The sequence below is a fragment of the Pseudomonas sp. SDI genome, assembly GCF_003105155.1.
Lineage (GTDB): Bacteria > Pseudomonadota > Gammaproteobacteria > Pseudomonadales > Pseudomonadaceae > Aquipseudomonas.
Genome location: NZ_QETK01000004.1, coordinates 1 through 23973, shown reverse-complemented (window position 1 = coordinate 23973; position 23973 = coordinate 1). Strand labels below are relative to the sequence as shown.

At 62.7% G+C, this 23973-nt stretch carries 18 protein-coding genes; 8 read left to right on the top strand and 10 right to left on the bottom strand.

Features of this window, described 5'->3' with window-relative positions; genetic code table 11:
* Positions 1–8 precede the first annotated feature (8 nt).
* The 7 genes from DCO48_RS03465 to DCO48_RS03435 form a co-directional block, all read right to left on the bottom strand.
* Positions 9–1400, bottom strand: a complete 1392-nt coding sequence (locus DCO48_RS03465; RefSeq protein ID WP_116549225.1) for a GntP family permease — start codon at positions 1398–1400, stop codon at positions 9–11.
* A 276-nt stretch (positions 1401–1676) separates the two neighbouring features.
* Positions 1677–3071 carry a sigma-54-dependent Fis family transcriptional regulator gene (locus DCO48_RS03460; protein WP_116549224.1) on the bottom strand — a complete coding sequence of 465 codons (1395 nt, stop codon included), beginning with the start codon at positions 3069–3071 and terminating at the stop codon, positions 1677–1679.
* Positions 3072–3111: 40 nt separating this feature from the next.
* Positions 3112–4134, bottom strand: coding sequence for an ABC transporter permease (locus tag DCO48_RS03455; RefSeq protein WP_116549223.1), 1023 nt, complete (start codon positions 4132–4134; stop codon positions 3112–3114).
* A complete protein-coding gene (locus DCO48_RS03450) occupies positions 4134–5192 on the bottom strand; it encodes a microcin C ABC transporter permease YejB (RefSeq protein ID WP_116549222.1) in 1059 nt (352 codons plus the stop codon). Before DCO48_RS03450 ends, DCO48_RS03455 begins: the two co-directional genes overlap by 1 nt.
* On the bottom strand, positions 5189–7003 hold the full coding sequence (locus DCO48_RS03445) for an extracellular solute-binding protein (protein ID WP_256583960.1): 1815 nt from the start codon (positions 7001–7003) through the stop codon (positions 5189–5191). The genes DCO48_RS03450 and DCO48_RS03445 overlap by 4 nt, the downstream gene beginning before the upstream one ends.
* Before the next feature lie 112 nt (positions 7004–7115).
* A complete protein-coding gene (locus DCO48_RS03440) occupies positions 7116–7397 on the bottom strand; it encodes a peptidylprolyl isomerase (RefSeq protein WP_116549220.1) in 282 nt (93 codons plus the stop codon).
* 33 nt (positions 7398–7430) lie between these two features.
* On the bottom strand, positions 7431–8531 hold the full coding sequence (locus DCO48_RS03435; RefSeq protein ID WP_116549219.1) for a 3-deoxy-7-phosphoheptulonate synthase: 1101 nt from the start codon (positions 8529–8531) through the stop codon (positions 7431–7433).
* A gap of 654 nt (positions 8532–9185) precedes the next feature.
* On the opposite strand from DCO48_RS03435, the gene DCO48_RS03430 reads away from it, so the two are divergent.
* Positions 9186–10220 carry an RHS repeat-associated core domain-containing protein gene (locus tag DCO48_RS03430; protein WP_256583959.1) on the top strand — a complete coding sequence of 345 codons (1035 nt, stop codon included), beginning with the start codon at positions 9186–9188 and terminating at the stop codon, positions 10218–10220.
* Here DCO48_RS03430 and DCO48_RS03425 read toward each other — a convergent pair.
* Positions 10207–11160: a site-specific integrase gene (locus DCO48_RS03425; protein WP_116549218.1), complete on the bottom strand. Its 954-nt coding sequence runs from the start codon at positions 11158–11160 to the stop codon at positions 10207–10209. The two genes, DCO48_RS03430 and DCO48_RS03425, sit on opposite strands and share 14 nt — an antisense overlap.
* A 173-nt stretch (positions 11161–11333) precedes the next feature.
* Here DCO48_RS03425 and DCO48_RS03420 point away from each other — a divergent pair, with 173 nt between their 5' ends.
* The 3 genes from DCO48_RS03420 (at position 11334) to DCO48_RS03410 (ending at position 14740) form a co-directional block, all read left to right on the top strand.
* Positions 11334–12554: a putative DNA modification/repair radical SAM protein gene (locus tag DCO48_RS03420; protein ID WP_116549217.1), complete on the top strand. Its 1221-nt coding sequence runs from the start codon at positions 11334–11336 to the stop codon at positions 12552–12554.
* Positions 12551–13393 (top strand): TIGR03915 family putative DNA repair protein, encoded by an 843-nt coding sequence (locus tag DCO48_RS03415; RefSeq protein WP_116549216.1) that lies wholly within the window; start codon positions 12551–12553, stop codon positions 13391–13393. The genes DCO48_RS03420 and DCO48_RS03415 overlap by 4 nt, the downstream gene beginning before the upstream one ends.
* 351 nt (positions 13394–13744) lie before the next feature.
* On the top strand, positions 13745–14740 hold the full coding sequence (locus DCO48_RS03410) for a DNA-binding protein (RefSeq protein WP_116549215.1): 996 nt from the start codon (positions 13745–13747) through the stop codon (positions 14738–14740).
* On the opposite strand, the gene DCO48_RS03405 is transcribed toward DCO48_RS03410, so the two are convergent.
* Positions 14718–15242: a GNAT family N-acetyltransferase gene (locus tag DCO48_RS03405; protein WP_116549214.1), complete on the bottom strand. Its 525-nt coding sequence runs from the start codon at positions 15240–15242 to the stop codon at positions 14718–14720. The two genes, DCO48_RS03410 and DCO48_RS03405, sit on opposite strands and share 23 nt — an antisense overlap.
* Positions 15243–15290: 48 nt before the next feature.
* The gene (locus DCO48_RS03400; RefSeq protein WP_116549213.1) at positions 15291–16385 is read right to left on the bottom strand and encodes a GNAT family N-acetyltransferase/peptidase C39 family protein; all 1095 of its coding nucleotides are present in this window, start codon (positions 16383–16385) and stop codon (positions 15291–15293) included.
* Between the two features lie 92 nt (positions 16386–16477).
* Between DCO48_RS03400 and DCO48_RS03395 the strand changes: the two genes are divergently transcribed.
* The 4 genes from DCO48_RS03395 to DCO48_RS03380 all read left to right on the top strand — a co-directional run bounded on the left by DCO48_RS03395 (position 16478) and on the right by DCO48_RS03380 (position 23556).
* Positions 16478–18064, top strand: a complete 1587-nt coding sequence (locus tag DCO48_RS03395) for a RimK family protein (RefSeq protein ID WP_116549212.1) — start codon at positions 16478–16480, stop codon at positions 18062–18064.
* A gap of 11 nt (positions 18065–18075) precedes the next feature.
* Positions 18076–19008, top strand: a complete 933-nt coding sequence (locus tag DCO48_RS03390; protein ID WP_116549211.1) for a magnesium transporter CorA family protein — start codon at positions 18076–18078, stop codon at positions 19006–19008.
* A gap of 423 nt (positions 19009–19431) precedes the next feature.
* Complete coding sequence (locus DCO48_RS03385) at positions 19432–21273, top strand: potassium transporter Kup (RefSeq protein WP_256583967.1); 1842 nt, start codon at positions 19432–19434, stop codon at positions 21271–21273.
* Between the two features lie 78 nt (positions 21274–21351).
* Positions 21352–23556: an OsmC domain/YcaO domain-containing protein gene (locus tag DCO48_RS03380; protein ID WP_116549209.1), complete on the top strand. Its 2205-nt coding sequence runs from the start codon at positions 21352–21354 to the stop codon at positions 23554–23556.
* Positions 23557–23973 lie beyond the last annotated feature (417 nt).

Genomic DNA, 23973 nt, shown 5'->3' with positions numbered 1-23973 from the left:
GCAGTTCCTTAAACGATGCCGGTGGCATAGAACGTGGCGATCACGACGAACACCGCCAGGGTTTTGATCAGGGTGATCCCGAAAATATCCTTGTAGGCCTCACGGTGGGTCAGCCCGGTAACCGCCAGCAGGGTAATCACTGCACCGTTGTGCGGCAGGGTGTCCATACCGCCGCTGGCCATGGCGGCCACCCGGTGCAGGACCTCCAGCGGGATGTTCGCCGCGTTGGCCGCGGCGATGAAGCTGTCGGACATCGCGGCCAGGGCAATGCTCATACCGCCCGAGGCCGAGCCGGTAATGCCCGCCAGCAGGGTAACCGTGATGGCTTCGTTGACCAGCGGGTTGGGGATGTTGCGCAGTGCGTCGGCCAGCACCAGGAAGCCTGGCAGCGAGGCAATCACGGCCCCGAAGCCGTATTCCGAGGCAGTGTTCATCGCCGCCAGCAAGGCGCCGCTGACCGCACTTTTGCTGCCTTCGGCAAGGCGACTGCGGATGGCCCCGAACGCACTGACCAGCACCAGCAGAATGCCCAGCAGCAAGGCGGCCTCGACCGCCCAGATTGCAGTGAGCTTGGCGATGTCGGTTTGTACCGGAACGCTCATGCCGGGCAGGCTGAGGCTATGGGTCTTGCCGTACCACTGGGGAATCCAGTGGGTGAACAGCAGGTTCATCGCCCCCACCAACAGCAATGGCGACAGCGCCAGCCAGGGGTTGGGCAGGGTCAGGTCGGCGGCGGTTTCCGGCTCGTTACGCAGCTCGCTGCCGTAGCCTTCGCCGGCGCGCTGGGCTTTGTTGCGCTGGCGTTGCAGGTAAAGCATGCCGGTGCAGAACACGAACAGCGTGCCGATCAGGCCCAGCCACGGCGCCGCCCAGGCGGTGGTATTGAAGAAGGTGCTGGGGATGATGTTCTGGATCTGCGGAGTGCCCGGCAGGGCGTCCATGGTGAAGGAGAACGCACCGAGGGCAATGGTGGCCGGGATCAGCCGCTTGGGGATATTGCTCTGGCGGAACATTTCCGCGGCAAACGGGTACACCGCGAACACCACCACGAACAGCGACACGCCGCCGTAGGTGAGCAGGGCGCAGACCAGCACGATCACCAGCATGGCCTGGCGGGTGCCGAGCAAGCGGATGGCGGCGGCGACAATCGAGCGCGAGAAGCCGGACAGCTCGATCAGTTTGCCGAACACGGCACCGAGCAGGAATACCGGGAAATAGAGTTTGATGAAGCCGACCATCTTTTCCATGAACACCCCGGTGAAGGCGGGGGCGACGGCGGCAGGGTCGGTGAGCAGTACCGCACCGAGGGCGGCGATCGGGGCGAAGAGGATAACGCTGTAACCACGGTAGGCAGCCAGCATCAGCAGCGCGAGGGCTGCCAGGGCAATGATCACACTCATCGAGTGTCTCCTTGGGTGCATCTTGTTTTTGTTGGTGCGCAGGAGATAGCGGGAATCGTGCCATGTCTGTAACTAATTGATATATAACGTTTTTATTTTGATCTGTGCCGCTCTGAATAAAAATAGTCTCAAATCAGAGACAAAAACCTGTGGGAGCCGGCCTGACCGGCGATAGCCACACCTCAGAAACTCCTGACACAGCGCAGTGATCTTGGGATTTTCGCCGGTAAGGCGGCTCCCACAGGGGTTAGTCTCTAAATATAGATGCAAGTCTCTTTATTGAGACTTGATTCCCAGCGCAACCAGCTTCTTGTAAAGCGTCGAGCGTCCCAGCCCCAGCTCCTGCGCCGCCTGCGGCACATTCCCGGCACACCGCGCCAAGGTGTTTTCCAGCAACTGCCGCTCGAACGCCTCGCATGCCTGCTTGTAACGCTGCGGCGGCGGCGACGCAACCGCCAGCGGGCTCAGCGTGCCCAGCGCGGCCTGTACATCCAGCGCATTCAAACGGGTCTGTTCGGCCAGCAGCGTCGCCCGCTCCAGCACATTGCGCAGCTCGCGAATGTTACCGGGCCAGGCATGCCGGCCGAGCAACGCCTGGGCGTCGTCGTCCAGTTCATGGCGGCTGCCGAGCTCCTCGAGAATCGCCTCGCTCAACGCCGGCAGGTCATCCAGCCGCTCGCGCAGCGGCGGCACCTGGATCGGCAGCACGTTCAGCCGGTAATACAGGTCGGCGCGAAATTCGCCACGGGCCATCGCCGCCGCCAGGTCACGCGACGTCGCGGCGATTACCCGCACATCGCTGCGCAGCATCTGATTCGAGCCCACCGGCTCGTATTCCTTCTCCTGCAACACCCGCAGCAGCTTGCTCTGCAACGGCAGCGGCATGTCGCCGATTTCATCGAGAAACAGCGTGCCGCCCTCGGCAATCTGCAGCTTGCCGGCGCGGCCCTTGCGGTCGGCACCGGTGAAAGCGCCCGGTGCGGTACCGAAGAACTCGGCCTCCAGCAGGGTTTCCGGGATCGCCGCACTGTTGATGCTGACAAACGCCTTGTGCGCCCGTGGTGAGGCGGCATGAATGGCGTGCGCCAACAGTTCCTTGCCGGTACCGGTCTCGCCTAGCAGCAACACCGGTGAGTCGCTACTCGCGCCGCGCCGGGCGCGGCGCTTGACTTCCAGGCTGGCGGCACTGGTGCCGATGAACTGGGTAAAGCTGTATTTGGCCTGCCGTGCGCGCAACAGCGAACGGGTCGAAGCCAGTTCCTGCTGCATGCTCGAATAGCGCTTGAGCAGTGGCGACAGGCTGCGCAGCTCGTCGAACAAGGCAAAGCCGATGGCACCGATCAGGCTGCCGGCATCGTCGTGAATCGGCAGGCGCATCACCACCAATGGGTCTTTCGGGGTGTCGAGCATGTCCAGCAGGATCGGCTGGCCCTGGGTCACCACTTCGCGCATCAGGCTCCCGGGGATGACGCTTTCGCACGGCTGGCCAATGGCCGCGCTGGCGTCGGCCAGGCCAAAGCGGCGGGCGTAACGCTCGTTCATCCAGACGATACGCGCGTCGCGATCGACAATCACCGTGCCTTCGCTGGACTGCTCGATGATCTCGAACAGCGAACGAATCGCCAGCAGGCGTACCCGTTGATAATCCTTGAGGCTGTCGCTGTCGTGCATGGGCCACTCCGCCGGGGTCAGGCCGACGATTATGCCCGCATCAGGCGCGTGGATCGAAGGCCTCGCGCAACGCATCGCCAATGAATACCAGCAGCGAGAGGATCAGCGCCAGGGCGAAAAACGCAGTAAAGCCCAACCATGGCGCTTGCAGGTTCTGCTTGCCCTGATTGACCAGCTCGCCCAGCGAAGCGCTGCCGGCAGGCATGCCGAAGCCAAGAAAATCCAGTGCGGTAAGGGTCGAGATGGCCCCGGTGAGAATGAACGGCAGGTAGGTGAGGGTGGCGTTCATCGCGTTCGGCAGGATATGCCGCAGGATCACTAGGCGGTCCGGCAGCCCCAGCGCCCGCGCGGCCTGCACGTACTCCAGGTTGCGCCCGCGAAGAAACTCGGCGCGCACCACATCGACCAGGGCCAGCCAGGAAAACAGTGCCATGATGCCCAGCAGCCACCAGAAGTTCGGTTCGACGAAGCCGCTGAGGATGATCAGCAGATAGAGCACCGGCAGGCCCGACCAGACCTCCAGCAGGCGCTGGCCGATCAGGTCGACCCAGCCACCGTGATAGCCCTGCAGGGCGCCGGCGGCAATGCCGATCAGCGTGCTGATGAAGGTCAGCGCCAGGGCAAACAGGATCGACACCCGCGTACCATAGAGTACCCGCGCCAGCACGTCGCGGCCCTGGTCGTCGGTGCCCAGCCAGTTGCTCGCGCTGGGTGGGCTCGGGGTGGGCCCGCGCAGGTCGTAGTTCGGCGTGTCGGCACTGAACGGGATCGGCGCAAAGAGCATCCAGCCGCCCTGGTCGGCAATCAGCTTGCGCACGTAGTCGCTGCGGTAGTCCGGCTGGAACGGCAACTGGCCGCCGAATTCCTGCTCGGTGTAGCGCTTGAAGGCGGGGAAGTACAGCTGCTGCTGGTAGCCGAGCAGCAGTGGCTTGTCGTTGGCGATCAGTTCCGCGCCCAGGCTCAACAGCATCAGCGCAGCGAACGCCCACAGCGAATACCAGCCCCGGCGGTTCTGGCGAAAACGGCTCAGGCGACGCTGCGCCAAGGGCGACAGGCGCAGCATCAGTGCGCCCTCGAGACGAAATCGATACGCGGGTCGAGCAGCGTGTAGCAGAGGTCGCCGATCAACCGGATCAGCAGGCCGAACAGCGTGAAAATGAACAGTGAGCCGAACACCACCGGGTAGTCGCGCGACACCGCCGCCTCATAACTCATGCGCCCCAGGCCATCGAGGGAGAAGATCACTTCGATCAGTAGCGAGCCGGCGAAGAACACGGTGATCAGTGCCTGTGGAATGCCCGCCACCACCAGCAACATGGCGTTGCGGAACACATGGCCATACAGCACGCGGCGTTCGCTCAGGCCCTTGGCGCGGGCGGTGACTACGTACTGGCGGCTGATTTCGTTGAGGAAGGCGTTTTTGGTCAGCAGGGTCAGGGTGGCAAAGCCGCCGATCACCAGTGCGCCAACCGGCAGCACCAGGTGCCAGAAATAGTCGGCGATCTTGCCCGGCAGGCTCAGCTCGGCAAAATTCTCCGAGACCAGCCCGCGCACCGGGAACCAGTGCAACGAGGTGCCGCCGGCGAACAGCACAATCAGCAGCAGGGCAAACAGGAAGGCCGGCAGCGCGTAGCCGATGACGATCAGCGTGCTGCTCCAGGCGTCGAATAGGCTGCCGTGGCGCACGGCCTTGCGGATGCCCAGCGGGATCGACACCAGGTAGGTGATCAGCGTGGCCCAGAGGCCCAGTGAGAAGGTCACCGGGAGTTTTTCCAGAATCAGGTCGGTGACCTTGGCACCGCGAAAGAAGCTGGTACCGAAGTCGAGCCGGGCGTAGCGGGTGAGCATCAACCAGAGTCGCTCGGGCGCCGACTTGTCGAAACCGTACTGGCGCTTGATGGTTTCCAGCAGCTGCGGGTCCAGGCCACGGCTGGCTCGCGAACCGCCGTGCAGGGTTTCCGCACGGGTCCCCGGCGCACCGCCGCCGATGCCCTGCAAGCGCGCCACGGCCTGTTCCACTGGCCCGCCCGGCGCGGCCTGCACGATGACGAAGTTGACCAGCAGGATGATCAGCAGGGTCGGCAGGATCAGCAGCAGGCGGCGCAGGATATAGGCAGTCATGGCGTTTGCCCCAGACGCTTGGCCATCTCGGCGTTGCTCAGCGCGGTGGGGCTGACTTCCCACCAGGTGTCAAGCGCCGGATCGTTGGCCGCCGGCACCTTGGGCAGGCCGAAGCGGTTCCACCAGACGCTGGAGGTACCCGGTGGATAGTAGTTGGGGACCCACAGGTAGTTCCACTGCAGCACCCGGTCCAGCGCATGGGCGTAGCGGAGCATGTCGGCCTGGCTCGCGGCCTTGATCAGGCCATCGAGCAGGCGGTCGACGGCCGGGTCGCGCAGCACCATGTAGTTGTTCGAGCCCGGATCGTCAGCCGCCGCCGAGCCGAAGTAGCTGTACAGCTCCAGCCCCGGCGACTCGCTCACCGGGTAGCCGGTGACGATCAGGTCGTAATCGCGTGCCATCAGCCGGTTGACGTACTGCGCCGCGTCGACCTTGCGGATCTCCAGGGTGATGCCGATCTGCGCGAGGCTGCGCTTCCATGGCAGCAGCAGGCGTTCCAGGCCGCTCTGGCCATTGAGGAAGGTGAAACTCAGCGGCTCGCCGGCAGCGTTCACCAACTGGTCACCCTGCGGCCGCCAGCCGGCGGCTTCGAGCAGGGCCAGGGCTTGCAATTGCTTGTCGCGGATCAGCCCGGAGCCGTCGCTGCGCGGTGCCTCGAACACCTGGCTGAAGACTTCCTCGGGCACCTGGCCGCGCAGCGGTTCGAGAATCGCCAGCTCGGCCGCGTCCGGCAGTGCGCGGGCGGCCAGCGCGCTATTGGAGAAGAAGCTCTGCTGGCGGATGTACATATCGCGCATCATCTGCCGGTTGCTCCATTCGAAGTCCCACAGCAGGCCCAGCGCCTGGCGCACGCGACGGTCCTTGAACAGCGGGCGTTGCAGGTTGAACACATAGCCTTGTGCCGGCTGCGGCGCCTCACGGGCCAGGTGTGCGCGTTGCAGGCGGCCATCGTCCAGCGCCGGGCCGTTGTAGCCGATGGTATAGCCGGTAGCGGAAAATTCGCGGTTGTAGTCATAGCCGCCGCCGCGCAGCACCTGGCGGGCAACGTCGGTGTCGCCGAAGTATTCCAGACGCAGCTGGTCGAAGTTGTAGCGGCCGCGGTTGACCGGCAGGTCTTTGGCCCACCAGTCGCGGTTGCGCTCGAAGGTAATGCTGCGGCCGTTGTCGATCCGTGCCACCCGGTACGGGCCGCTGCCCAGCGGCGCCTCGAAGCCTCCGCCATTGGCGAAATCGCGCGTGCGCCACCAGTGCTCGGGCAGCACCGGCAGGCTGGCGAGGTCCAGCGCCAGGGTGCGGTTGAGGTTGTTCTTGAAGTCGAAGCGCACCTGGCGGGGCGACTCCACCAGCACCTGGGCGACGTCGGCGAATTGCGTGCGGTATTTCAGGTTGCCTTCGCGTAGCAGCAGGTCATAGGTGAAGCGCACGTCTTCGGCACGGATCGGTCGACCATCGGCGAAACGCGCACGTGGATCGAGATAGAAGCGCAGCGACAGGCCGTCGGCGCTGCGTTCGATTTTTTCAGCGATCAGGCCATAAACGGTGTAGGGCTCGTCCAGCGAGCGTACGGCCAGTGGCGCATAGACCCAGCCGTCGATTTCGGCAACGCCAATGCCTTTGTCGATGTAGGGCAGCACATGGTCGAAGTTGCCGATCTCGATCGCCGAGCGGCGCAGGCTGCCACCTTTCGGGGCGTCGGGGTTGGTATAGGCAAAGTGTTTGAAGTTGGCGGGGTAGCGGGGTGGTTCGCCGTAGACGGTGAGCGCGTGGGAGGGGGCGGCGAACAGGGATTTGGGCAGGAGCAGTATTAGCAAAAGTACTACGGCGGATAAAGCATCGCGGGACGAGCCCGCTCCCACAAAGGTACCGCGTACCCTGTGGGAGCGGGCTCGTCCCGCGATAGGTTCACCACGCATCTAGCGTCTGTCAGTCCTGACGGCTGGTCACTTCCAGCAGGTGGTAACCGAACTGGGTTTTCACCGGACCTTGCACGGTGTTGACCGGCGCGCTGAAGACCACGGTGTCGAACTCCTTGACCATCTGGCCCGGGCCGAACGAACCCAGATCGCCGCCCTGACGGCTGGACGGGCAGGTGGAGTTGGCTTTGGCGACGTCGGCGAAGTCGGCACCGGCTTCGATCTGGGCCTTCAGTTCGTTGCACTTGTCTTCAGTGGCGACGAGGATGTGACGGGCAGTTGCTTTGGCCATGGGAAGGCTCCTGTACAGGGTAAAACGCAGAGCCTAGCGCAATCGCGCGGCGATTTCTCCTGAAACCTCGCAGCGCGCTGCCGCGTCACGCAACAAGCGCTCGGTGGCGTCCCAGCCGAGGCAGCCGTCGGTGATCGACACACCGTACTCCAGCGGCCCTTTGCCCAGCGCCTGGCAGCCGTCGAACAGATGGCTTTCGAGCATCATGCCGACAATCGAGCGGTCGCCGGCAACCCGCTGTTGCAGCACCGCATCGAACACCGCCGGTTGGCGCAGCGGGTCTTTGCCGCTGTTGGCGTGGCTGCAATCGATCATGATCCGCGCGGCAATCCCGGCCTTGGCCAGCCCCTGACGCGCCTGCTCGATGCTCGCCGCATCGTAGTTCGGGCCCTTGTGCCCGCCGCGCAGCACCAGGTGGGTATCCGGGTTGCCGAGGGTTTCGATCACTGCCGGGTGGCCTTGTGTGTCCAGGCCGAAATGCCGGTGCGGGTGGGCGGCGCTGCGGATTGCATCGCAGGCGATGCCGACGCCGCCATCGGTGCCGTTCTTGAAACCGACCGGCAGGCCGAGGCCACTGACCATTTCCCGGTGAATCTGCGATTCGGTGGTGCGCGCGCCAATCGCCGCCCAGCTCAGCACATCGTCGAAGTAGCCGGCGGCCATCGGTTGCAGCAGTTCGGTGGCCACCGGCAGGCCAAGCTTGAGCATGTTCAGCATCAACTCGCGCGATAGCGCCAGGCCGGTCTGCATGTCGTCGCTACCGTCGAGAAACGGATCGTAGGCCAGGCCTTTCCAGCCCACCGTGGTGCGCGGCTTTTCGACATAGGCGCGCATGACCAGCAGCATCTGCTCATCGACCTCACGGGAGAGCTGGGCCAGGCGTTCGGCGTAGTCGAGGGCGGCGCGCGGGTCGTGCAGCGAGCACGGGCCGACGATCACCAGCAGGCGCGGGTCGCGACCTTCGAGGATGGCCTTGATGGCCTGACGGTGCTGGTTGACCTGGTTGGCCAGGGCAGAGGAAAGCGGCAGTTGCTGCTTGAGTTGCAGCGGGCTGGGCAGACGCAGGCTGAGTGCAGTGTTGGCCGGCGCGCTGTGTTGCTGGGTCAGGGGCAGAGCTTGGGTGGACGCGTTCATGTTCGGGATTCCTGGGGCGGAAGGCGGGTTCTGGCCCGCGGCTTCGGCCCTATCGAGGTGTTCGACTGTCTGTCTGTGTGAGGGCGCCACCTGCTACGGACCGATCGGAGGCGGCTGGCTGGCCCGAACGGCAATGGCTAAATCGCCAGGTAAAGGTTTGGTAACGGTAGGAAGTGGTGTAGTTCATGGTCGAATCCTCAATACGTGTGGGTGTGTACAGCGCCGAAAAACAAAACCCCCGGTGGGGTGAGCCGACCGGGGGTTCGAGTATTCTCGCGTTCGGCGGCCCCTTGAGAGTGGGCGCCGTTGCAGGTATCAGCGGCGCCTTTGGCTAAACCAATACCCAAAATAGAAGCCGGAAGCGGCGCCAGTCGCGCACTCGGCAGCCAGCACAGGACGCGCGGTGCGACCGGTGTGACGAGCGTGAGTGAGGGTGGTGTGCGACATGGGATTGCTCCAGTTGAATGCGTCCGAGCTTACTGCACGGCGGTGGACGCTATCAATGGTTAATTTGCATTGCGCCCATCGCGCCTCGCTATCGTGCCCTGTGTTGTCACTGGTAGATCGACGAGGTGTCGCGGTCGAGTCGACTTTGTAGCATGGGCGCAAGCCGCTCAGCAGGTGAGTGACGACCAGACAACTTAGGGAGATTCGATGCGTATGAACCAGTCAGCAGGGACCCCGCGCGTGATGTGCCGATATGGCTATGATGCGCTGGATGGTTTGAATCTGTGCTCGCCGTTGGCCGCCGTGCCAACCCAGCGCTTCTACCGGCAGGATCAACTGGTAAGCGAAGTGCAGGGCGCGCGCCGGCGCACACTGTTTCAGCATGGCCAGCAACTGATTGCCCAGCAGGACAGCGCCGAGGACGTCGCGACCCAACTGCTGGCGACCGACACGAAGCGCTCGACACTCAGTACTGCCTACAGCGTCTACGGTGCCGGGCATGCACCCCAGCTGTGCGGGTTCAATGGCGAGCGCGCCGACCCGCTGACCGCCGCGTACCTGTTGGGCAAAGGCCAGCGCGCCTTCAATACGCAACTGCGGCGCTTTCACAGCCCGGATACTCAGAGCCCGTTTGGCCTGGGCGGAATGAATGCCTACGCTTATTGCCTGGGCGACCCGGTCAATCATGTCGATCCGACGGGGCATGTGCCTGTTTCGCTGGCACTCAAGGGGCTCCGCGCGATCTCGCGCGTCAAGTCGGTAGCGAAACCGCCGCGTCGGCTCTCTACGCTGGTCAACCGTGAAGTCGGCAATATCGCCGAGGAAATGCAGACCACGCGTGACCTCATCAAAAGCAACAGGACCTGGGTAACCCGGGTAGATACGCACAGCTCGCTGGCGATGCTCGACCAACCGGGTCTCCTGCACAAGTTTGTCTATACCCGCGACAAGCAAATCATCATGGGCAGCTTTCCCCGGCCGTTGAACCACGCTTATGTGAATCTGCCAAAGGCGAAATATCCTTCGCACGCCAGTTTCGCCAAGTATGCGGTGCAGGAATACGGTGCCGCCGATGAGGTCGTGAGTGCCGGCTACTTCTTCAAGGAAGACGGCATCATCAAGATCAAGAACTACTCAGGGCACTACCGGCCTGAATTCGAACGGATGAAGCCTGTACAGAAGCGCCTGAAGAAGCTGGGCATCGAAGTTGCCACGGTGAGAAACGACTTTATTGTGCACTGATGCCGCGAGCCGGCGTCGGCAGGCTCAGCGCCAGTTCGCCAAACGACGCCGACGCATCCACATACTTGAGTGCCGACTTCACGTCGCGCCAACCGACATGCGTCATCAAGGCCTTCAGATCCCAGCCATTGGCAGTCGCCCAGGTGGCAAAGCCGCGGCGCAGCGAGTGGCTGCTGTAGGTGGCGGCGGGGAGCCCGGCGTCGGCGAACACCCGGCGTAACAGGGCGATCAGGCTGCCGCTGTTGAGCGGCTGCTCGCTCAGGTTGCCCCAGCGGTCGAGCTTGCGAAACACCGGGCCATGGGCAATCCCGGCCACGCTGATCCAGGCCAGGTAGGCCTGCACCGGACACAGGCGCTTGAGCGCCGGCGTGCGGTGCTGCACGCCACGGCCATGGCGGTCGCCCTTGCTCTGCGGCAGGTACAGCTGCATGCCGACCCCGGCCTGGGCCTGGATATGCTCGACGCGCAGGCGCGCCAGTTCGTCGCCCCGAAAGCCACGCCAGAAGCCGATCAGCAGCAATGCTGCGTCGCGCCGTGCGCGCAGCAGCGCGGGCAGGCGCTGCTCACGTTGTGCTGCCTCGGCCAGGGCTTCGAGGCGTTCGACCGTGTGTTGCAGGTGCTCCAGGGTCAATGGCGCGGCCTGGCGTTCCTGCACCGGGTGCAAGGCGCGGATGCCCTTGAGCATCTGCCGGACCAGCGGCGCCTTGGTCGGGTCGGGAAAGCCCTGGCTGACATGCCATTGGCCGAGCGCGGCCAGGCGCTGCCGCAGGGTGTTCAGCGAGTGCTCGCCGGCATAGTCGGCCAGGTAGCGGGCAATGCTGTCCGCGGTGGCCGGGAGAAACCCGCCCCAGGTCACTTCGAAGTGTTCGACGGCCGAACGGTAGCTGCGCCGGGTATTGTCCCGGACGGCGGCTTCAAGGTATTGGTCAACCTTGTTCACGGCATTAATTTCCTTTTGCAGCAAGGCATTGCGACAAAAACCTCGATAACTTCTTAAATACGGGATGCCAGCTGATCGAGGCGAATGATAGCCCGACTTCGGGCGATGACCTGCACTTGCGCAAACACTAGATGCAGAATACTGTATATGCAGCCAGTATAAAAAGGTGCGCCATGCAACTCATCGCCAAGCTCGGGATTCTCGCCGACGCCGCCAAGTACGACGCCTCCTGCGCCAGCAGTGGTGCGCCCAAACGCAGTTCGCGGGGCAAGGATGGCCTGGGCGCCACCAACGGCACGGGCATCTGCCACAGCTTTACCCCGGACGGGCGCTGCGTGTCGCTGCTCAAGGTGCTGCTGACCAATTTCTGCCTGTACGACTGCCAATACTGCGTCAACCGCCGCTCCAGCAACGTGCCGCGGGCGCGCTTCACGCCCGAGGAAGTGGTACGCCTGACCTTGGATTTCTACCGGCGCAACTGCATCAGCGGGCTGTTCCTCAGTTCCGGGATCATCCGTTCCGCCGACTACACCATGGAACAACTGATCCGCGTGGCGCAGCTGCTGCGCGAAGAGCACGCGTTCCGTGGCTACATCCACCTCAAGACCATCCCCGATGCCGATCCGCTATTGATCGCCGAAGCCGGGCGCCTGGCCGACCGGCTCAGCGTCAACATCGAGCTGCCTACCGAAGCCAGCCTCCAGCGCCTGGCCCCGGAAAAACAGGTCAGCAGCATTCGCCAGGCCATGGGCAGCATCTACCTTGGCCAGCAGGCTGTAGCCGACGAGCCACGGGCGCCGCGTTTTACCCCGGCGGGGCAGAGTACCCAGATGATCGTCGGCGCCGACGACACCGACGACCGCACCATCCTGCACAATGCCGAGTCGCTGTATTCCGGCTTCGGTATGCGCCGGGTCTATTACTCGGCGTTCAGCCCGATCCCCGACAGCCCCAGCAGCGTGCCCCTGGCGGCGCCGCCACTGTTGCGCGAGCATCGCCTGTACCAGGCCGATTTCCTCATGCGCGGTTATGGCTACAAAGCCGGCGAACTGCTGAGCGAAACCAGCAACCTGGCGCTGGATATCGACCCCAAGCTGGCCTGGGCGCTGGCCAATCGTGAGGTGTTTCCGCTTGACGTCAACCGCGCTGAGCCGGCGCTCCTGGCGCGCATACCCGGTATCGGCCTGCGCAGCGTGCAGCGCCTGGTGGCGTTGCGCCGCGAGCGGCGGGTGCGCTACGACGACCTGGTGCAATTGCGTTGCGTGCTGGAGAAAGCCAAGCCGTTCATTATCACCAGCGACTACCGGCCGGCCCAGGGGCAGATGCGCAGTGGCCTGCTGCGGGCACGCCTGAGCGAGCCGCAAGCGCCGCTGCAGATGGGCTTGTGGGGATGATCGGCCTCGACTGCAACGACGATTTCGCCACCTGGCGCGACCAGGCGCGGGTGCTGCTCGGGCATGGCATCGACCCGGTCGACGTCACCTGGGCCCAAGGCCCGATGGCCGATCTGCTTGCTGTGCCGACGCCGTTACCGACAGGCCCAGGGCCTTTCCGGCCGCGGGTGCCGGCGGCGCTGCTCGGCCAGCTTGAACAGGCCGGCCGCTATCGCGGCGAGCAGCGCTGGAACCTGCTCTACGAAGTGCTCTGGCGGGTGGTGCACGGCGACCGCACGGCAATGCTCGCCGGCGAGCGGCTGGGCAGCGAACTGCAACGGCGGATCAAGCTGGTCGGTCGCGAAGCGCACCACCTGCATGCGTTCGTGCGTTTTGTGCCGTTGCCCGCCACGCTCGCCGAACAGTTGCAACTGGACCTGGTGGCCTTTCATGAACCGGCCCACGACATTCTGGAAAGTGCCAGCGGCCATTTTGCCGAGCGCCTGGGCCGTCAACGCTGGTTGATTGCAACGCCGCATGACGGTATTCGCTTCGACGGCCACACGCTGGACTACCGCAAGCACTGCCCCGACACCTGGCAGCAATGGGCACGGCATGCCGACGACCCCGGTGCCGAACTGTGGCGCACCTATTACCGGCATATCTTCAACCCAGCGCGACTCAACCCCGAGGCGATGCGCCAGCACATGCCCGGACGGTTCTGGCGGCACTTGCCCGAAGGTCTGCTGATTCCCCAGCTGGTTGGCCAGGCTCGTCAGGGCAAGCAGCGCGACGGGCAGGCGCTGGAAGTCGGTCAGCAGGGCGGCAAGCGTATCAACGATCCCGCGCGCCGGCCTTGACCGCGAGCGGCAGCCCACTCGCCATAGCCTGCGCGACCACTTCACCGCTCACCCGCACGGTGGGGCTTTGCAAGCCAAAGCGCGCCGTCGCTTGCGGTATCTGCGCCTATGGCAAGTCCACCCGCACGATGAATGAGCCTGTTTTACAGGGCCGACGTTTCCTTCCGGAGGCGTCGGCCTTGTCGTATCTGGCGTACTGCCGGACGACTGAAACCAAGCCATTTTTGCCCATATCATCAAATAAGTCGTGATTATGTGATCTTATATTGAGTTTCACAGGCAAAGATTTCCCCAAGCGTTTAGTATGTATTTACGTAGTACGTACCACATTACGAAATCGTAGGAGAAGTCATGGCCCGAGGCGGAATCAACAAGGCAGTCGTGCAGAAGGCGCGGCAAGCGCTGCTGGCTCGCGGCGAGCACCCAAGCATCGATGCGGTACGTATCGAAATGGGCAACACGGGCTCGAAAACCACCATTCACCGCTACCTCAAGGAGCTGGAGAGCCTGCAACCTACAGCGACACTGAGCGTGCCGGCCCTGAGCGAGTCGCTGAGCCAGCTGGTCGCGCAGCTTGCCGAGCGCTTGCAAGAGGAGGGTGCCGAGCAGATAGAGACGGCGCGCGTGCAGTTCGAGCAGGCGCGCGAAACACTGCAGGCGCAGTTACAGATCAGCCAGCAGGCACTGGCGGCACTGCAGCAGCAACAGCAGATTCAGGCGGCGGCCTTGGCCAGCGAGTCGGAAGCCTTGGCGACCTGCCGCAGTGCCTTGCAGACCGAACAGAGCCGCAATGCGTCGTTGAATCAGTCAGTCGGCGAGCTGAACCTGCGCCTGGCCGATCGGGACGAGCAGATCCGTTCGCTGGAAGACAAGCACCAGCACGCCCGCGATGCCCTGGAGCATTACCGCGCGGCCAGCCGTGAGCAGCGTGAACAGGATCAGCGCCGGCATGAGGCACAGGTGCAGCAGGTGCAGATGGAAGTGCGGCAGTTGCAGCAGACACTGATCGTCAAGCAGGACGAGCTGACCCGGCTGAACCGCGACAACGAACGCTTGCTGGTTGAAGCGCGGCAGGCGCAGCGTGAGCGCCAGGGCTTGCAGGACGTGCGCGAGCAGCAGGCACTGGAAGTGCGTACGCTCAGTGCCAACCTGGCGCAATCGCTGGGCGCGCGCGAGGAATTGCTGCGGCAGAATCAGGGGCTGGCGGAGCATGTGGCGGGGGTGACGCTGGTACTGGAGGAAACACAGCAGGCGTTGCGGCTGGCGCTGGCGCAATTGCAGGAGCAAGCCGAGCCGGTGCAACCCAGCCTAAGCCCCATCGATTTCAGCGAACCACCGGACTTATGAGCAAGCGCATTGCGCAGCGCCCCTGCAACCCGCGTGATGCTTCATAGGCCAACTGCCGCTGGAGGAAGTCGCCGAGCGCGGGCCCCTCGACGGCCTCAAACCCCAGCCGCGCATAAAACGGCGCGTTCCATGGCACCTCGGCAAAGGTGGTCAGGGTCAACGCCGTAAAGCCTTGCGCCTGCGCCCACGCCTGCACATGGCCGATCAACTGCCGGCCCAAGCCGTGGCCCTGATGCTCATGAGAAATTGCCAGTTCCTCGATGTGCAGTGCTGCGCCTTGCACGCTGGCACAGAGAAAGCCCAGCGGCTTGTCCTCCACGTCGACCACCAGCCAATCCAGCCCGGCAGCGATGAACTGCAGGTGATCCGCCGCGCTCAGCACGCCATGTCCGGCAAGCCAGGCCAGTTGCCGGATCGCCAGAAATGCCTGCGCCGCCGATTGTTCGATGGGTGGCAACTGCGCGGCCTCTTCAGGGCGGGCGAGACGAAAAACGGCGGCCATGCGGGCGGACTCCGAACAGTAAATAAGCGCGCAGTCTGCGCAACTCGATTAACGCCTGTAAAGCACCACCACCGCACGCAGCCTGCTGCCGCCAAACAGGCTCATGCGCTGAAACTCGGCATGGGATACCGGCACATGCTGGCAATCCAGTGCATGGCGGTGGCGGCTGTGATCGATGTCCGGGTCATGCAGATAGACAAAGTCGTCATCGCAACCGGTAACCAGCACCCAGTGTGGCGCCTTGCTGCGGGTGAGGCGGAAACAGCTGATCAGTACCAGCGGTTGCCCACCTTCGGCCAACAGCCGGGCGATGTCGATCTGCTTGCTGTACAGCTGCACAACGTCAGTGTTCACCAGTTCCATGCAGAGTTCTTCATGCACCAGACGCATGACGTCTTTCTTGTCTTCGCTGCGCACACCATCGAGGAACAGCGGGCCCTGAACACTCAACTGCAACAGCACCCGAAAGCCCCGACGCCAGGCGGCCAGGGCGAGCCCCTGCGGGCTGCAGCCGCCATGGCCAGAGGTCATGAATACCGTGGTTGCCTCGCGCCACAACTGCACCTCTTCGCGCCTGGCCAGCGCACGCCCAGGCTGGAGCGCGGCCATGGCCATCAGCAAGCATGCCGGACCACAGGTGAAGTCGGTGGTTTGCGGGTAGTAGGGCACCCGACGCGCGCTACCGGCTGGCCGGGCCAGGATGCGTTTCTCGTAACGCAGCGCGTGGGTATGGTCCTGGTAGTAATCGTTGATCTGCGCAAAACGCCGATAGCCGCCGCCCTCGTACAGGCTGATGGCGGTGTGGTTGTCCTGGCGCACTTCGAGACGCAGGTAGGCGCAGTCATGGGCGCACGCGCTGGCTTCGGCTTCGCTCAGCAGCCGCTTGCCCAAGCCCTGGCCGCGCGCTTGCGGCGAAATGGCGATGGAGTACAGCCGCGCCAACGACGTGCCGCGATGGAACAGCAACAGGGCGTAACCCATCAGTTGGCTGTCGCGCTGGGCAACGATCAGGCTGGCGTGAGCCCGATTGACCATCCAGTGGAAACTTCGCGCGGTTAACCGATCATGCTCGAAACATTGATTTTCCAGCGACAGTAACGCATCGAGGTCGGCTGGGGTGGCGTTGCGAAATATAAATTCCATACAAGGCACCGTAAAACTTCCGTAATGAAGCAAGACTTTCTCAGCGCTTCGTGTTTAATGGATAAGCACTTGTTCTTCGTTGGGTAGATGAGATGACAATGGCACAGTTTGGGTTGAACGAAGTATTAGGTAATACCGCAGAAACGGCAACCGTCAGGTCGTTATATCCGCCGGCCGAGAATAAATACTCCAGCCAGCTGGTTATCATCGTCGAACGCAAGGAAGACTGGGCCAGTTACTTTCCCAGTGAAGACCTGGTCACCGCCAAGGAATACCTGGAACGCCCGCGCGAGGGCGCTACGAGCAAGCGCGTACAGGTAATCAACCTATGCCGAAGTTATAAATATCTCGGCCATGGCTATTACTGTTCGTTGCTTGCCGAAGCCTGGGGGCACACGGTAATACCTTCGGTTAAAACCATCAGCGAACTGGCGCGCAAGTCATTATATGGCCTGGCCCTGGACGACTTGGAAAAGACCCTGGAAAAAACCCTCAGCAATAATATCTATGCCGGTGCCGAAGGTTTTACCCTGAGCCTCTACTTCGGCCGAACACACTTGGAGCCGCTGCAGTCCATCGCCCGACAGATATTTGAAGCGTTTCCCTGCCCGATATTGCTGGTGGAGTTTCGCAAGGCCAATGGCTGGCAGATTGCCGGGGTCAAAGCCGGAGCCATGCACAAGTTGCGCGAAGATCAGGAAGACCAGTTCGCCAGCGCCCTCGACGGCTTCAGCCGAAAGATCTGGCGGGTGCCCCGCTCCAAGCGTATCGCCCGTTACGACCTGGCTATCCTCCACGACCCCGACGAAGCGCTGCCGCCTTCGAATGCCAAGGCCCTGGAGAGCTTCGTCAGGGTAGGGCGGGGCATGGGCATCGATGTCGAGATGATCGAGAAGAAGGACTACGCGCGGCTGGCCGAATACGATGCGCTGCTGATCCGTGAAACCACCAGCGTCGACGATCACACCTACCGCTTTGCGAAGAAGGCCGAGAGCGAAGGGTTGGTGGTGATGGACGACCCGATGTCGATCCTGCGCTGCACCAACAAGGTCTATCTCACCGACCTGCTGCGCAGCAACAAACTGGCGATGCCAGCCAGCGAGATCCTTTACAAGGACAACCTCCAGGAACTGCAGCAGGTCGGTGAGCGGCTGGGCTTCCCACTGGTGGTGAAGATTCCCGATGGCTGCTTTTCCCGCGGAGTCATCAAGGTGGAGAACCATGAGCAACTGCTCAAGGCCACCGCCGAGCTGTTTGAGCATTCGGTGCTGTTGCTCGCCCAGGAGTACCTTTACACCGATTACGACTGGCGCATTGGCATTCTCAACCGCAAGCCGATCTTTGCCTGCCAGTACTTCATGTCCAAAGGCCACTGGCAGATTTTCAATCACAAGGCCAAGGGCGCCGACGTCAACGGCGAATGCCGCACGCTGCCGGTGCATGAAGCGCCGCGCGCCGTGGTCGAACTGGCGGTGAAAACCGCCAACCTGATCGGTGACGGCCTGTATGGTGTCGACCTCAAGCAGGCTGGCGACAAGGTGGTGGTGATCGAGGTGAACGACAACCCCAACCTCGACGCCGGCATCGAAGACGCCTACCTGCAGGACGACCTTTACACCCTGGTGCTGGAGGAGTTTGTTCGCCGGCTGGAACTCAAGCGCCGCGGTCAGGCCTGGTAGGGGGCTGCGCGATGATCAAGCGTTACCAGCTGGCCCAGGGCGCCCTGCACCCCAGCGAAAATCCCGAGAGCCAAGTATTGCTGTTCGTCAGCCCGGACGCCGCCGAGCGCGAACTGCTCAAGCGTCGTTTCCACATCGACGAGCACGCCCTGGCCTCGGCGCTCGACCCGGACGAGGTGTCGCGGATCGAATTCCACCCAGACAGCCTGTTCCTGATCTGGAAGCGCCCGCAGAACTATTCCGGCGGCGAGCGGTTCGCCTTCGAAGTGTCGTCGTTCGGGTTGTTGCTGCAGGCCGAACGGCTGGTACTGATTGCCCCGGACGACTCGCAGATGCACGGCCTGGGTACTCGTCACGGGCTGAAAACCCCGCTGGATGTGCTGCTCGACATCCTGTTCGGCAACATTCACCACTACCTGGGCCACCTCAAGGTGATCAAGCTGGTTGCCCGCGAGTTGCAGCAGCGCTTCAACCGTTCGATGCACAACCACCACCTGATCCAGATGTTCAACCTCAGCGAAAGCCTGATCTATTACATCAACGCTATTCACAGCAACGGCACGGTGCTGTCGCGGCTGCGCAACCACGCGCAGAAAAACCACTTCGATGCCCGGTTGATCGAGCTGATCGACGACCTGATCATCGAAAACACCCAGTGCTACAAGCAGGCCGAGATCTATTCCACGGTGTTTGCCGGGTTGATGGACGCGCGCGGCAACCTGGCCAACAACAGCATGAACGACACACTGCGCAAGCTGACCTTGATCAACGTAGTGTTTCTGCCGCTGAACCTGATTGCCAGCATTGGCGGCATGTCCGAGTTCAGCATGATGACCAGCGCGGTGCCGTGGTGGGTCGCCTATCCGGCACTGCTGCTGGCGATGCTGCTGTTGGGCGGGGTGATCCTGATCTTCCTCAAACGCCTGGCCCGGGTATTTTCCTGACGCAACGGAGATGTCTATGGACAACACAGCGATTGGATTGCTGGTGGTTTCGCTGATTGTGGTATTGGGTGTGGTCAGTTTTTATCTGGACTGCATCCGCAAAAAAGACAAAGCCCCCTAGCCGGCCCCTGGCAGAAACCGGCTCAAACCGCAGAAGTGCATCGCTGGCAAGGCCAGCTCCCACAAAGATCGAGCCACCCGTAAACCCTGTGGGAGTCTGCTTTGCCGGCGATAGACCAGGTCGGCCGACGCTGGAGCCGGCGCACCGTTACAGCAGTTTTTACGCTTTCTTTACGGTGCAGTTTTGCGCCGAAAACGATACTGGCCGCGTTTTTTACCCGCACGCCAGAGACGCCCTCCGTGAGCCAGACCACGACCGTTGCAGATCAGCCCCCCCATACCGGCACTTCGTCCGGCCTCGGCATGCTCATTGCCGCCGCCGGCGTCGTGTATGGCGATATCGGCACCAGCCCGCTGTACACGCTCAAGGAAGTGTTCGCCGGGCACTACGGCGTGCAGGCCAACCACGACGGGGTGCTCGGGGTGCTGTCGCTGGTGTTCTGGTCGCTGATCTGGGTGGTGTCGATCAAATACGTGCTGTTTATCCTGCGCGCCGATAACCAGGGCGAAGGCGGGATCATGGCATTGACTGCCCTGGCGCGGCGAGCCGCGGCACCCTATCCACGCATGAGCCGGGTGCTGGTGTTGCTCGGGTTGTTCGGCGCGGCGCTGTTCTACGGCGATAGCATGATCACCCCGGCGATCTCGGTGCTGTCGGCGGTGGAAGGGTTGCAGCTGGCGTTCGACGGCATCGAGCACTGGGTGGTGCCGCTGTCGGTGATCGTGCTGGTGGCGCTGTTTCTCATCCAGAAACATGGCACGGCGCGCATCGGCATCCTGTTCGGCCCGGTCATGGTCGCCTGGTTCATCGTGCTCGGCGCGCTGGGCATCTATGGCATCGTGCAGCGCCCGGAAGTGTTGCAGGCGCTGAACCCGGTGTGGGCAGTGAATTTTTTCGTGGTGCATCCGGGGATTGGCGTGGCCATTCTCGGCGCCGTGGTGCTGGCCCTGACCGGTGCCGAAGCGCTGTACGCCGACATGGGCCATTTTGGCCGCAAGCCGATTGCCCGCGCCTGGTTCATGCTGGTGTTGCCGGGGCTGGTGCTCAACTACTTCGGCCAGGGCGCGCTGATTCTCGGCAACCCGGAGGCGGTCCGCAACCCGTTCTACCTGCTGGCGCCGAGCTGGGCGCTGTTGCCGATGGTGGCGCTGGCCACCCTGGCGACCATCATTGCCTCGCAGGCGGTGATTTCCGGGGCCTTCTCCCTGACCCGGCAGGCGATCCAACTGGGCTACGTGCCACGCATGTTCATCCAGCACACCTCCAGCCAGGAACAGGGGCAGATCTATATCGGCACAGTGAACTGGGCGCTGATGGTCGGCGTGGTGCTGCTGGTAATCGGTTTCGAGTCGTCCAGCGCCCTGGCCGCCGCGTATGGCGTGGCGGTCACCGGGACCATGCTGATCACCACGCTGCTGTCCTCGGCGGTGGTGCTGTTGCTGTGGAAGACCCCACGCTGGCTGGCCATCCCGTTGCTGCTGGGCTTCCTGCTGGTCGATAGCCTGTACTTCGCAGCCAATGCGCCGAAGATCTTCCAGGGTGGCGCCTTCCCGGTGATTGCCGGGGTCATGCTGTTCATCCTGATGACCACCTGGAAACGCGGACGCAAGATCATCGTCGAGCGGCTGGACGAAAGCGCACTGCCGTTGCCGCTGTTTATCGGCAGTATCCAGGCCCAGCCGCCGCATCGGGTGCAAGGCACTGCCGTGTTCCTCACTGCCAGGACCGATGCCGTACCGCACGCGCTGCTGCACAACCTGCTGCACAACCAGGTGCTGCACGAACAGGTGGTGCTGTTGACCGTGGTGTCCGAGGACAGCCCACGGGTCAGCCCGGCCAGGCGTATGGAAGTCGAAGCGTTCGGTAACGGTTTCTTCCGCGTCAGCCTGCATTTCGGCTTTATCGAAGAACCGGATGTGCCGCTGGCATTGAGCCAATGCCAGCGGCCCGATCTGGACTTCAGCCCGATGCGTACGACCTACTTCCTCAGCCGGGAAACCGTGATTCCGACCAAACGCATCGGTATGGCGCGCTGGCGCGAGCACCTGTTCGCCTTCCTGCTGAAGAATGCCAACAGCAACCTCAAATACTTCCAGCTGCCGCTGAACCGGGTGATCGAGCTGGGTACCCAGGTGGAGATGTAACGCAGCAGAAGACTTCCTGCGGAAAAACCGGATAATGGCGGCCAGCTCGTTTTTCTCGCTTTTAGATGGTATTCCCGCATGGAAATCAAGGTTAACTTTCTCGACAACCTGAGGCTCGAAGCCAAGTTTGACGACTTCACGGTGATCGCCGACCAACCGATTCGCTATAAAGGCGATGGTTCGGCACCGGGGCCGTTCGATTACTTCCTGGCGTCGTCCGCTCTCTGTGCGGCGTACTTTGTGAAGCTGTACTGCCAGACCCGTGATATTCCCACCGAGAATATTCGTCTGTCGCAGAACAACATCGTCGACCCGGAAAACCGTTACAACCAGATCTTCAAGATCCAGGTCGAACTGCCGGCGGACATCAGCGCCAAGGACCGCCAGGGCATTCTCCGCTCGATCGACCGTTGCACCGTCAAGAAGGTGGTGCAGACCGGCCCCGAGTTCATCATCGAGGAGGTCGACAACCTCGACGCCGACGCCCAGGCCCTGTTGATGCTCAACACCTCGGCCGATGCCAGCACCTACATCGCCGGCAAGGACCTGCCGCTGGAGCAGACCATTGCCAACATGTCGGAGATTCTCGCCGGCCTGGGCATGAAGATCGAAATCGCCTCGTGGCGCAACATCGTGCCGAACGTCTGGTCGCTGCATATCCGCGATGCGCAGTCGCCGATGTGCTTCACCAACGGCAAGGGCTCGACCAAGGAAAGTGCCCTGGCCTCGGCCCTCGGCGAGTTCATCGAGCGGCTGAACTGCAACTTCTTCTACAACGACCAGTTCTGGGGCGAAGACATCGCCAACGCCGCGTTTGTCCACTACCCGGACGAGCGCTGGTTCCAACCTGGGCGTAAGGATGCTCTGCCCAAGGAAATCCTCGACGATTACTGCCTGGCGATCTACAACCCGGACGGCGAGCTACGCGGTTCGCACCTGTACGACACCAACTCGGGCAATATCGAGCGCGGTATCTGCTCGCTACCGTTTGTACGTCAGTCGGATGGGGAAGTGGTGTACTTCCCCTCCAATCTGATCGAAAACCTCTACCTCAGCAACGGCATGAGCGCCGGCAACACCCTGGCCGAAGCCCAAGTGCAGTGCCTGTCGGAGATCTTCGAGCGGGCGGTCAAGCGTGAAATCCTCGAAGGCGAACTGGCCTTGCCGGACGTCCCGCAGGAAGTGCTGGCGAAATACCCGAGCATTCTCGCCGGCATTCAGGGCCTGGAAGAGCAGGGCTTCCCGGTGCTGGTCAAGGACGCATCGCTGGGCGGCAAGTACCCGGTGATGTGCGTGACCCTGATGAACCCCCGCACAGGCGGCGTATTTGCCTCGTTCGGCGCGCACCCAAGCCTGGAAGTAGCGCTGGAGCGCAGCCTCACCGAATTGCTCCAGGGCCGCAGCTTCGAAGGCCTGAACGATCTGCCGCAGCCCACTTTCGAAAGCCATGCGCTGACCGAGCCGAACAACTTCGTCGAGCACTTCATCGACTCCAGCGGGGTGGTGTCGTGGCGTTTCTTCAGTGCCCGGTCCGATGTCGAGTTTGTCGAGTGGGACTTCTCCGGCCACGGCGAAAACTCCAACAGCGACGAAGCCGCGACGCTGTTCGGTATTCTCGAAGGCATGGGCAAGGAAGTGTACATGGCGGTGTACGAGCACCTGGGCGCCACGGCCTGCCGCATCCTGGTGCCGGACTACTCCGAAATCTACCCGATTGACGACCTGATTTGGGACAACACCAACAAGGCGCTGTTCTTCCGCGAAGATATCCTCAACCTGCACCGCCTGGACGAGGAGGGCTTGCAGGCGCTGGTCGAGCGCCTGACCGAGAGCGAGCTGGACGACTACACCGACATTGCCACCCTGATCGGCGTCGAGTTCGACGACAACACCGCCTGGGGGCAACTGACCATTCTCGAGCTGAAACTGCTGATTCATGTGGCCTTGCAGCAGTTCGACGAAGCCAAGGAGCTGGTGGAGATGTTCCTCCAGTTCAACGACAACACCGTCGAGCGCGGCTTGTTCTACCAGGCCTTGAACGTGGCCCTGGAAGTCGAGTTGGACGATGAGCTGGACATGGCCGACTACGAAGCTAACTTCCGCCGCATGTTCGGCGACCAGCGCATGGACGCGGTACTGGGCTCGGTGGACGGCAGCGTGCGTTTCTACGGCCTGACCCCGACCAGCATGAAGCTGGAAGGCCTCGACCGGCACCTGCGCTTGATCGACAGCTATAAAAAGCTGCATGCCGCGCGCGCCAAAGCAGTGGCCAAGGCCAGCTGACGGTATCCAGCCGCTAGCTTGAAAGAACCGGTCGATGCCTTGCGCATGACCGGTTTTTTTTCGCCTGGACATTGCCTCCACTCAATGCTGTTTGGCGCCTGAGCCGCCGCTTTAAGTAGGACGTTTCTCTACCTGCTGAGGGATGCTTCCGAATCACCAAAACCCACCGTTTCTACGCACTTTTCTCGCCTACCCTGCGCCTACTTCAGACGGTTCGCACGGATGCCTCGCCGTCTTTCTGCGGTTCGAGCACAGGGAGGCGTGCGGATGTACGAAGCGGCACGGTTGCATGACGAAATTGCCCACACTTGTGCCCTCGGCGGGTTTCTCGCTGGCGCGGCGCTGGGCATTGCGCTGGTCGGCGCGGTGGCGTTTGCCACCGTCACCTGCGGTGCCGGGCTGGCGTTGATGCCAGTG

Coding starts and splice junctions, on each gene's coding strand:
- DCO48_RS03460 (WP_116549224.1), bottom strand. CDS start 3,071: ATGCACGACAGCGACAGCCTCAAGGATTATCAACGGGTACGCCTGCTG.
- DCO48_RS03455 (WP_116549223.1), bottom strand. CDS start 4,134: ATGCTGCGCCTGTCGCCCTTGGCGCAGCGTCGCCTGAGCCGTTTTCGC.
- DCO48_RS03450 (WP_116549222.1), bottom strand. CDS start 5,192: ATGACTGCCTATATCCTGCGCCGCCTGCTGCTGATCCTGCCGACCCTG.
- DCO48_RS03465 (WP_116549225.1), bottom strand. CDS start 1,400: ATGAGTGTGATCATTGCCCTGGCAGCCCTCGCGCTGCTGATGCTGGCT.
- DCO48_RS03400 (WP_116549213.1), bottom strand. CDS start 16,385: ATGGAATTTATATTTCGCAACGCCACCCCAGCCGACCTCGATGCGTTA.
- DCO48_RS03405 (WP_116549214.1), bottom strand. CDS start 15,242: ATGGCCGCCGTTTTTCGTCTCGCCCGCCCTGAAGAGGCCGCGCAGTTG.
- DCO48_RS03420 (WP_116549217.1), top strand. CDS start 11,334: ATGCAACTCATCGCCAAGCTCGGGATTCTCGCCGACGCCGCCAAGTAC.
- DCO48_RS03390 (WP_116549211.1), top strand. CDS start 18,076: ATGATCAAGCGTTACCAGCTGGCCCAGGGCGCCCTGCACCCCAGCGAA.
- DCO48_RS03380 (WP_116549209.1), top strand. CDS start 21,352: ATGGAAATCAAGGTTAACTTTCTCGACAACCTGAGGCTCGAAGCCAAG.
- DCO48_RS03410 (WP_116549215.1), top strand. CDS start 13,745: ATGGCCCGAGGCGGAATCAACAAGGCAGTCGTGCAGAAGGCGCGGCAA.
- DCO48_RS03435 (WP_116549219.1), bottom strand. CDS start 8,531: ATGAACGCGTCCACCCAAGCTCTGCCCCTGACCCAGCAACACAGCGCG.
- DCO48_RS03415 (WP_116549216.1), top strand. CDS start 12,551: ATGATCGGCCTCGACTGCAACGACGATTTCGCCACCTGGCGCGACCAG.
- DCO48_RS03395 (WP_116549212.1), top strand. CDS start 16,478: ATGACAATGGCACAGTTTGGGTTGAACGAAGTATTAGGTAATACCGCA.
- DCO48_RS03440 (WP_116549220.1), bottom strand. CDS start 7,397: ATGGCCAAAGCAACTGCCCGTCACATCCTCGTCGCCACTGAAGACAAG.
- DCO48_RS03430 (WP_256583959.1), top strand. CDS start 9,186: ATGCGTATGAACCAGTCAGCAGGGACCCCGCGCGTGATGTGCCGATAT.
- DCO48_RS03385 (WP_256583967.1), top strand. CDS start 19,432: ATGCTCATTGCCGCCGCCGGCGTCGTGTATGGCGATATCGGCACCAGC.